Below are 2,310 nucleotides of genomic sequence, written 5' to 3' on the forward strand. Positions count from 1 at the left end.
TTCCCCTCATGGTAAATCGACTTTCGCGGCATAAACCGTTCACTGGTTTATCAATGACCAAATAAACCGTTGTCTGCTTCTTCTCTTTTCCGGCGAGGTAATCCAGGGATATTTCTTCTCGTAAACTTCGATGTCACTTTCTAAAAATAAGGCAGTTCGACCGTTCGCCACATACTGAACCGGTGGAGGGAAATCATTCTCCATTTTCTTTTCGTGAATGCTTTGTCTTGGCATTTGCCATCTTGTCGTTAAATCTGCAATCGTTAATAAATTTGGAATCTGATTCATGATTTTTACCACTCCTTTATTTCTTACTTTCAAAAACCGGTTTTTTGTTCGTATTGCAAACGTATTGTTTTTCGCTTTTTCATGGGGACACGAAAAAAATAGGCTCTGCCTATTTCCTCACAAACTGTGGGGACATTTTTTCCTTATGCTCTTGCTCACTCCGAAAAAATACGGAGTGCCCACTTACGCACCTTCAAAAAGTTGCAGTGGGTTTCACTCCGTTTCGGAGAGAGTGCCCATCTATACACTGACACTTGTCAGTGAATATTACTGGGGTCGCCCTGCGACGAAATAACGCTTGCAGCGTTGGACCCGCAGGGGCTAAAAAAAAGCAGGGATACCTCCCTGCCGCACACATTGACAAGTGTCAATGTATAAGTGCGCCCTTCTTCACTTTCGTTCATTGGGTATTAAGAAAGCAGGGAAATAGAACCCTGCTACTTTTCTTCGAGGAATAGGTCATCAACTGCACCGCATTCTTCACATTCACACCATACAAACGCAATTGTTTTACCTTCATTTTTTTGTCTATTAACCCGATATATTTTCATTTTTTCGTTATAGCATTGCCAACATGTATTCTCTAAGACCATGCCTTTTTTATACCGCACATTAATCACCTTGAATTACATAATTTTTCAGTCCAATATGCCATCTTGCTATTACATCAAAAGCTCCATTTGCCACTTCATCATCTTCAGAAATTTTAACAAGATCCCCGTCCTCAGCATCTCCTAGATTCAATTCCTTATGAATTTCCTTCAGCAATCCACCGTACCCAATCAGCCTTTTATAAGCAAGAGCATCGTCTAACGCTAAAACTGTTTCCACGTTTTCATCTGTTACCTTATTCCCTTTAATGACGTCTGTATCTTTTACTGGATATTTTGATACTTCCAAAATTGCATTTTGTTCTTTCATAGCTTTTTTTAAGTCTTTTTCATAGGTTTCTAATTCATCTAATTTTTCTTTTGGTTTTACTTTTTGGATATGTACAATCGGTGTGTAATCTAGCTTCATAGCCTTTTGCCAAAGGCTTGTCCATTCTGATTGCTTTATATAAAAATCTTTATTTTTGAAGTAGCTGGCAGGAACACATAGTAGTGCGTGAAAATGCGGGTGATATGTTCCGTAATTTGGATTTTCATCACCAACAGATAATCCCTGTCGTTTATAATAGCTAGGGTTCTTTTTATAGCGTTCTTCTGTAATATGAGTATCTCGGTCTCTCGTAACCTCCAAAGCCCTAAAAAAGCCCCTCACAGACGTTTTAAACGCTTTGTACTTCGTTAGCCTTCTGAAAGCTTCAAACATAGCTGAAATCGTCTCAGGAAGGCTCTCAGCGTCTGTATTCTTGACGGTGAGGGTTAGGAATAGCCAACGGACGTTTTCACGCTCATTAACCGTCTCAACGATTCGTTTATTGTGATAAGCAATTTTTAATGACCTTCTCCAGTTGCACATAGGGCATAACCTCACTTTACAAAACCATGCTTGATACAGTTTTAACGCTTCCCCAGTATGCTTAAACACAAGTTGAGTCGCACAATCCTTCATCCGTTCAGCTTTGCTATGTAATCCTGCTTTTTCAAAATGCTCGGCTGTCAATATTGACCGACGTTTCTTACCTTTCCAATCTCTCTCTTTGCCCGATTTTGTTTTGTCCTCCAATATTTTAGGAGTTGATTTGTCGGACGTTTCAATGTTATTATTTTTGTACATGATAAAAGTAAATACCCCTTTCTGATACGTCAGAAGGGATAAAAAAAACCCCCTCTGTAATTGGTTTAAGATTCGACACCTTAACCTTAGCATAGGGGTTTTTTTCTGTCCACCTAAAAAAACTGGCTTAAAGCCAGTCGTATCAAGGCTTCAAGCCTATTTTTCCAAAGTACATTGTTTCTATATGTATCAAGATAAGAAAAAACCCGATTTCGACCGCAGTTTTAGTGGTCAAAATCGGGTTTTTTCTCGTGCTGCCGTTCTCTATTTATTCCACGGTTCGATTGACCACGAGCCTCC

General features: G+C 39.4%; 2 protein-coding genes. Both read right to left on the reverse strand.

The features are described 5' to 3' along the window. Nucleotides 1-39: 39 nt before the first annotated feature. The gene (locus tag BBA02S_RS19805) at nt 40-288 is read right to left on the reverse strand and encodes a hypothetical protein (protein ID WP_052477475.1); all 249 of its coding nucleotides are present in this window, start codon (nt 286-288) and stop codon (nt 40-42) included. Nucleotides 289-900: 612 nt separating this feature from the next. Further along, nucleotides 901-2,010: a protein rep gene (locus tag BBA02S_RS19810; protein WP_041114702.1), complete on the reverse strand. Its 1,110-nt coding sequence runs from the start codon at nt 2,008-2,010 to the stop codon at nt 901-903. Nucleotides 2,011-2,310: the final 300 nt, after the last annotated feature.

This window comes from Bacillus badius NBRC 15713 (assembly GCF_001591605.1).
Lineage (GTDB): Bacteria > Bacillota > Bacilli > Bacillales > Domibacillaceae > Pseudobacillus > Pseudobacillus badius.